The sequence below is a fragment of the Thermosynechococcus sp. M98_K2018_005 genome (assembly GCF_015295825.1).
In the GTDB taxonomy this organism is placed as follows: domain Bacteria; phylum Cyanobacteriota; class Cyanobacteriia; order Thermosynechococcales; family Thermosynechococcaceae; genus Thermosynechococcus.
The window spans coordinates 1-7,696 of record NZ_DVEH01000057.1 but is presented as its reverse complement, the minus strand read 5'-3'; the positions used below and the strand labels follow the sequence as shown (position 1 = coordinate 7,696).

Genomic DNA, 7,696 nt, shown 5'->3' with positions numbered 1-7,696 from the left:
AATTTTCTCAGTTAACGCTGCTACATCTAGTCTGAGTCAAATAATTAAAATATCTGAGTCAAATAATTAAAATAATTGATGGCACTGTTTCTAAAACATGGAATATCTAAAGAGGATAAAATCCTCTCCAATTGTGGCTTTTGCCGTTTTGAGCGCGTTCTATGCCTGCGAAAAGGGCTGTCAAGCTGCTGGCGATCGCTTGCCAATCCTTTGGCTCATACGCTATATTAAATAAGCTGGAGCAACGCGGGGTAGAGCAGTCTGGTAGCTCGTCGGGCTCATAACCCGAAGGTCCATGGTTCAAATCCATGCCCCGCCATTCATCATGTTTAACCGATTCTGGAGTTTCTTGACTCCCTTTGTTTTTCTCTCTAGCTTGATTCTGGGTACGGCTACGGCGCAGACGGCTCAATACCGCTTGAGTGCGCTGAAGATTGAACTAGCACCTCAAGAACCTTTTACGGTACTGGCGATCGCCAACACGGGGAATGTCCCCCTCGACTTTAAGGTGCGGGTGCAGCAGTGGCAACAGCGGACAACGGGGGAAGATGAACTCCATCTCTTACCCTTAAATAGCCTAGAGCTAGTTGCCTTTCCCAACCTCCTGCATCTGCCCGTGGGCGGCCGGGCGGAAATTCGCATCGGCCATCGCTTGCCTACCACAGATCTGGAGCGGACATATCGGCTTTTGGTGGCGGAAATTCCCCCAGCTCCTAGGGGTCTGGAATCGGAAATGCGCCTCGTAACGGTGCATAGCCTACCCGTATTTATCCAACCAGCGGTGATTCGTCGGCAGGGGCAACTCCTCAATGCCCAAGTGCAGCAAGGGGCACTCCAAGTTACCGTCAGGAATCAGGGCAATGTACATATCGAGGCTGATCAGATCAAAGTGACGGCCTTTGGCGAAAAGGGTCAACGCCTTTTTGAGGTGCACCCAGAACGGGAATATATCCTCGCGGGGGTGACGCGCTCTTTGAGGCCAATGCCCTTACCCCAAGATCACTGTGGAGCTGTGCGAAGCCTACAGATTGTCATAGACATTGCCGCTCATTCACCCATCACTCAGATTGAACGCCCCGCGGGGATTTGTCGTTAGGGGATTTGTTCAACAGCAGCAAAAAGGCGCTGGCGATCGCCCTCTAGGGCTTGATCCAGTTCGGGCAAAAAGTAGTTGTCTGGCCATAGGGACGAAAACAGCGTCACCATCGGCAAATTGTCAATGGCAATGAAAAAGTCCGTGGGTTGAGGGCCGTCAATGTGGCGGCTATTCACGCCAAAACCGGCACGAGTATAGGTAATAGCAACGGCAGGGGCTGCAGAACGCAACCAATCAAGGGGTGTTGGCTGACCAGCCATTGAGCGCACAATCTGTTCCAATTGCTCCGGGCGACCCGACCAAATGGCGGCCAAGAGATCACGGCGGTTGTTGGGGTTATCCCATGCCTTGAGAAAGATTTGCAGCGTTGCAGGAACCTTCAATGTTGTCTCCTGGGGATTGGCCAAGGGGTGCAGCCATGCAGCTAGGGGGTCGGTATCGGGAAGGAGTTCCCCTTGCCACCAGCGCAGTAGGGTTGACACTTGACGCACATAAGCTCCAGAGGGGCGATCGCTGGGAATGTCCTGCTCAAGCTGACGATAACGCTCCGTGACCGCCGTCAGAACTGGTTGATAAAAGGGTGCAAGGGGAGCGACCCGCCAGGCCGGACTGGTGATGAAGAGGGGATAGCGCAGCACCTCAAGGGTGAGGGCTTCGGTTGCAAGTTGCGGTTGATTCTGGCCAATGAGGGCTAACCCTAGCCCCAGAAAATTGCCCCGTTTAGCCGGTACAAGTTGAGCCGCTTTGGCAAATGTCTGTGCTGCTGCGCCAAAATTAGCATCTCGCCAGTAGAGCCACGCCAAGTTGCTATAACCAAACTCTAGGTAAGGAGACAGCTCAATTCCCTTCTCAAAGTTAACCATCGCTGTACGCAAGAGGTTGGTTCGTACTGCGGAATTGTCTGCCATCATGCCTCGCTGGCCATAGTTCCACCCCAGTTGCAGCGGGTAGTAGGGTTCCCAAGGGGCGAGTTCCTGAGCATGGAAGAGCTTCTCAGTAAAGCGATTCCAGTCGGGAGGGGTTTCCAAGAGGGCTAGAAAGCCTTCGCTGCTACTGGCCCAAGCACGGTGAATCGGTGTCAGCCAAACCACCATCACTAGAATGATGCCCAAACCCACGCCCACCAACGAGAGTGCCCAGCGTGCCCGCAACCGTTGGGGAGGGGCTTGCCCTTGGCCTATGCGAATCAGTGTTGTTAAGAGGGTGAGTTCAATCAGGAAGAGGCCCCCAATGCCGACGTTGTCCAGTTGAAAATCCGTAAGACTGAGCACGCCATAGCCCCAAAGAGCGAGGTAGAGGGCGATCGCCAGCCGTTGTTCCCGCTGTTCTAAGTTCGGCCACCAGGGCCGGTAGCGCATTGCCCAATAGACCAGTAGCCCTACCCCCAAGAGCAATACCGCAATACCCCAAACCCCAAGTTCAGCCCAGAGTTGTACGGGGGTACTGTGGAGTTGATAGATCCACTCCGCTTCACGGCCTGCCCAGGCGGGGCAATAGTGCTGATACCACAGGGGCACACTGCCTAAGCCATTGCCCCTCAGAGGATGTGCTGCCCCCATCCGCCAACCGACAATACTGGTAATCCAGCGGTAGGCCAGTTCACTCCCTTGTCCCCCCTGCAAGAGAGCTACTAAGCTGCGTCGCAGGCGATTGTTAGCCAAAGCAACCACCGCTAAGCCCACCAAAGCCAAGACTCCCCACCAAGAGCGACGCTGGCGGCGATAGTACCAAATCCAACCCAGGCCAAGGGGAATGACCATTGCCAGTAAGCCGAGGTTGCCCCCCCGTGAAAAGGTTGTATAGAGGGTGACTAGACCCAAAAGCAGCACCGCAATCCAAAACCGGCGCGATCGCCACCACGGTTGACTCGCCTCTGCTTCTATGGCCAAAAGTCCCACCAACGGTAAAGCCAACAGGAGATAGCCCGCCACGTAGTTTTGGTGACCAAAGGGTGCCCAGTTGCGGAGTTCCAAACTGTCCCCATTTAAGTGGGGCGTTAATCCTTGGGGGGTATCGAAAATTGCCGGGGCGATCGTTGTGCCCAGCCAAAGGCCTAAACTGACAAGAATCACGAGGGCAGTGAGGTAGCCTTGAAAGCGCACCATTTGCCAGCGGCGTTCTGGGGTGCGCAACCAAGCCCCAAGGGGATAAAGCACAGCGATGCCTCCCAAAAGTGCCCAGCCATACCAGCGAGCCTGATGGGGAAAAGCACTCAACGTCCCTGAAATCGCCAATGCCAACAGGAGTAACAGCACCACGCCATCAAAGCCATTTCCCAAAGGCTGCACCCGCCGTTGATAGGCCAACACCTGCAAAAACCAGAGCAGAGGCACCCCCAGCGCGGCCTGCCAAAGCAAAACCCAAGGCCACGCCACCATCAGACTGTGACTATCGGGTAAGAGGGTAAAAAAGGCATAGCCTGCTGCCGTTAGCAGCCCCAGCAGAATGCCCTCTTGTTTAGCCGCCTGTTCACCCCAGTGTCTTGCCATCATGGAAGTCCAAAAATGAGGCCAAAGGTTACCGCACTGAGGTACATTCTGTGCTCTTCTACCATGCTTCCCGATTCTAGCCTACATCTCCCTAGGCGAAGGCTGCCACCACCCGATCCATTGCTTCAACCACATTTTCGCGACTATTGAAAGCCGAAAGGCGCAGATAGCCCTCACCTGCTGCCCCAAAACCAGCACCGGGGGTACCCACGACATAGCAGGTGTGCAGCAATTTATCGAAAAAGTCCCAACTGCCAATCCCTTGGGGGGTCTTCAGCCAGACATAGGGAGCATTGACCCCACCATAGACTTCAAAGCCTGCTTGCGTGAGTTTTTCGCGAATGAGACGGGCATTGTCCATATAGAAGGCCACCAGTTCCCGGACTTGGACTTGACCGGCTTCAGAGTAAACAGCCTCGGCGCCCCGCTGCACAATGTAGGACACACCATTAAACTTCGTGCATTGCCGCCGCTGCCACAGCGCCCAGAGTTCGACGGCCTCGCCACTGGGGGTTTGCCCCTTGAGACCCTTGGGTACCACGGTAAAGGCACAGCGGGTTCCCGTAAATCCGGCATTTTTCGAGAAGGAGCGGAATTCAATGGCACACTCGCGGGCACCGGGAATTTCATAGATCGAGTGGGGGATGGCGGGATCGGTAATAAAGGCTTCGTAGGCGGCATCAAAGAAAATGATTGCTTTATGGGCACGCGCATAGTCCACCCACGCCTGTAAATGCTCCCGTGTAGCCACGGCACCGGTGGGATTGTTGGGGAAGCAGAGGTAGATCAAATCCACAGGTTCACTGGGCAGCGTGGCGGTGAAGTGGTTTTCAGCGGTAATCGGCAAATAGACCAGTCCAGCGTACTCCCCGCGTTCATTGGCTTCGCCCGTGTGCCCTGCCATCACATTGGTATCCACATAAACGGGATAGACGGGGTCTGTAACAGCAATGCGGTTGCCGTCCCCAAAAATGTCGAGGATATTGCCCGTGTCACACTTGGAGCCATCGGAGATAAAAATTTCACTGGCATCAATGTCGCAGCCTCGGGCTTGGAAGTCGTGAGCGGCAATTTTTTCCCGCAGCCAAGGATATCCCTGCTCAGGGCCATAACCTTTGAAGGTGGCGCGATCGCCCATTTCTTCAACCGCTTGAATCATCGCTTGGCGACAGGCCGCCGGCAGCGGTTCGGTGACATCCCCAATGCCGAGACGAATCAGGGGGGCATCGGGATGGGCTTGCAAGAATTGATTGACACGGCGGGCAATTTCCGGAAAGAGATACCCTGCCTTCAGTTTGAGGTAGTTTGCGTTAACAAAGGCCATAGTGCTGCTGAGTGAGAAACAGAAGCTCAATATATCAGGATTCGAGAATCCCTTTGAGGCGAAGGTGCGCCAATTGCAGCGCCTCGGGTAATTTTTCGGGTTGAGATCCCCCCGCTTGGGCAAAGTTGGGACGCCCGCCACCGCGCCCACCACAGACTTGGGCGAGTTCCGCCACTAGTTGACCAGCATGAACCCCCCGCTGCACAACATCCTGACTGGCGGCGACTAAAAGGTTCACTTTGTCAGCAGCAGGTTGAGTGGCCAACACCACAGCACCACCGCCTAGCTTATTCAGGAGCCATTCAGCGGCGGTTTTTAGCCCTTGGGGATCCACCCCCGCCAGCGAGGCAATAAGAAGATGGGTATTGCCGACGGCTTCAGCCTGCTCCAAGAGGGCTTGGGTTTTAGCGAGGGCTAGTTCAGCTTTGAGGTGTTCTAGTTCCTTTTGCTGGGCTTTGAGATCTGCTTGGAGTTGGCTAATGCGATCCAGAATCTCCTCCGGTTTGGCTTTGAAGCGATCGCACAACTCGCGGACAATGCTATCGCGCTGTTGCAAATAGTCACGCACCGCCGGTCCAGCAATGGCTTCAATGCGGCGAATCCCAGCAGCCACCCCACTTTCACTCATGATCTTAAAGAGGCCAATTTCAGCAGTGTTGTGGACATGGGTGCCGCCACAGAGTTCCATAGAAACGCCCGGAATATCGAGAACCCGCACCTGCTCACCGTATTTTTCACCAAACATAGCGATCGCCCCCTTGGCCTTGGCCTCATTGAGCCCCATGATACTCGTCTGGGTGGCGTGGCTTTCACTAATCCACGTATTGATTTGATCTTCAATCTGTTGCAGCTCCTCGCGAGTGAGGGCACGGGGGCAGTTAAAGTCAAACCGCAGCCGATCAAAGGCCACCAGTGATCCCGCTTGGGCAATGTTCTCGTCAATCAGCTTTTTCAAGGCCGCCTGCAAGAGGTGAGTTGCTGTGTGGTGCGCCTGTACCCGCCGCCGACAACTGAGATCAATTTGGGCACTCACGCGATCGCCAACGCTGAGGCTGCCCCGCTCCACTTTCCCGTAGTGGACAAACACTTCCTTTTGCTTTTGCACATCGTGGATTTGCACCAGCGCATCACTAGTGGCAAGATACCCGCGATCGCCAATTTGGCCACCGGATTCAGCATAGAAGGGAGTTTCCTCAAGGATCACCTGCACTTCAGTTCCTGCGGTTGCCGTTGTTACTGGATGACCCGCCACCAAAATCGCTGTTACTGTCGTGGTCAAACTAAACTCGTCATAGCCACGAAACTGCGTAGGATGCAGTTGATCCGCTAGGGAATCAATCCCCTCTTGAACGGTAATATCAATGGTTTCGTGAGCTGCTTGGGAACGTTGCCGCTGCTCGGCCATACAGGCTTCAAACTCAGCCACATCCACACCAATGCCCTGCTCGGCGGCAATCTCTTGGGTCAACTCCAAGGGGAAGCCATAGGTATCAAAAAGAACGAAGGCATCGCGCCCCGCCAATTGTGGTTTACTGCGTTTTTTGCCCTTAGCCATCTTCAATGGAGCGAGCATCTCCGCCAAGAGCTTCTCACCCCGATCCAAGGTCTTGAGAAACTGTTCCTCCTCCCGCTGCAGTTCGCTGAGAATCACTGCCTGCCGCTCGCGCACATTGGGATAGACATTCGCAGCTAGCTCAATCGCCACTTGAGCCAAGGCAGGGGTCACCAATTCAGTGATCCCCAACAGCCGACTATGGCGGACAATGCGCCGAATCAATCGCCGCAGGACATAGCCACGCCCCACATTACTGGCGGTGACGCCATCAGCAATGAGATGAACCACGGCACGGGTGTGATCGCCAATCACCTTGAGGGAAGTTTTGGTGCTGGCATTGGCTTTGCGGTACTGAATCCCGGCTCGCTGTGCTGCCGCCTCAATAATCGGGAAAATTAAGTCTGTTTCGTAGTTGTTGGGCACCCCTTGCAGAACCTGCGCCATCCGCTCCAAGCCCATACCGGTATCAATGTTTTTTGCCTTGAGGGGGGTGCGGTGCCCTTGATCGTCTTGGTTCAACTCCATGAACACCAAGTTGTAGAGTTCGATGAACCGGCGATCGTCATCGAGATCAACGTCAGCTAGCCCTTTTTCCGGATAGAAGTCGTAGTAAATCTCAGAACAAGGGCCACAGGGACCCGTTGGCCCCGCCGTCCAAAAGTTGCTCTCCTCTCCCATGCGCTGGATGCGCTCCTTAGGCAAGCCCACTTGGCGATGCCAAAGGTCATAGGCCTCATCATCATTTTCAAAGACGCTTACCAAGAGCCGTTCCGGGGGTAAACCATAAACTGTGGTCATCAGCTCCCATGCCCAGGCAATGGCCTCCGCCTTGAAGTAGTCGCCAAAACTGAAGTTGCCCAACATTTCAAAGAACGTGTGGTGGCGAGCCGTGCGACCCACATTTTCAATGTCATTGGTGCGCAGACATTTTTGGGCAGTGGTGGCGCGGGGCACTTTCGGGGCTTCTTGACCGAGGAAAATCGGTTTGAAGGGGAGCATACCGGCGATCGTCAGCAGCACCGTCGGATCCTCTGGAATCAGCGAGGCACTGGGCAAAATTGTGTGTCCCTTAGCGGCATAGAAGTCAAGGAATTTTTGGCGAATTTGATCACCTGTGAGGGCAGTTGTCGCTGACGCAGAAGGGGACGAGGTCATTGGAGTAAAGTCTCGACGGAGCGCAATAAACGGCAAAAGTACCATTCTATGATACTGGATTGTACTCTGGGAATAAG

Annotated in this window: 4 protein-coding genes and 1 tRNA gene; 2 read left to right on the top strand and 3 right to left on the bottom strand. The window is 54.6% G+C overall.

Going from position 1 to position 7,696, the window contains the following annotated elements; genetic code table 11:
* Nucleotides 1-245: 245 nt before the first annotated feature.
* A tRNA-Met gene (locus tag IGQ15_RS08055) sits at nucleotides 246-319 on the top strand.
* A gap of 30 nt (nucleotides 320-349) precedes the next feature.
* Nucleotides 350-1,096 (top strand): fimbria/pilus periplasmic chaperone, encoded by a 747-nt coding sequence (locus IGQ15_RS08050; RefSeq protein WP_297050588.1) that lies wholly within the window; start codon nucleotides 350-352, stop codon nucleotides 1,094-1,096.
* Here the strand turns inward: IGQ15_RS08050 and IGQ15_RS08045 are convergent.
* The 3 genes from IGQ15_RS08045 to alaS form a co-directional block, all read right to left on the bottom strand.
* Nucleotides 1,093-3,585: an O-antigen ligase family protein gene (locus tag IGQ15_RS08045; protein WP_297050587.1), complete on the bottom strand. Its 2,493-nt coding sequence runs from the start codon at nucleotides 3,583-3,585 to the stop codon at nucleotides 1,093-1,095. The genes IGQ15_RS08050 and IGQ15_RS08045 overlap by 4 nt on opposite strands.
* 91 nt (nucleotides 3,586-3,676) lie before the next feature.
* Nucleotides 3,677-4,909: an LL-diaminopimelate aminotransferase gene (locus tag IGQ15_RS08040; protein ID WP_297050584.1), complete on the bottom strand. Its 1,233-nt coding sequence runs from the start codon at nucleotides 4,907-4,909 to the stop codon at nucleotides 3,677-3,679.
* 34 nt (nucleotides 4,910-4,943) lie between these two features.
* Nucleotides 4,944-7,619, bottom strand: coding sequence for an alanine--tRNA ligase (gene alaS, locus IGQ15_RS08035; RefSeq protein WP_297050582.1), 2,676 nt, complete (start codon nucleotides 7,617-7,619; stop codon nucleotides 4,944-4,946).
* Nucleotides 7,620-7,696: the final 77 nt, after the last annotated feature.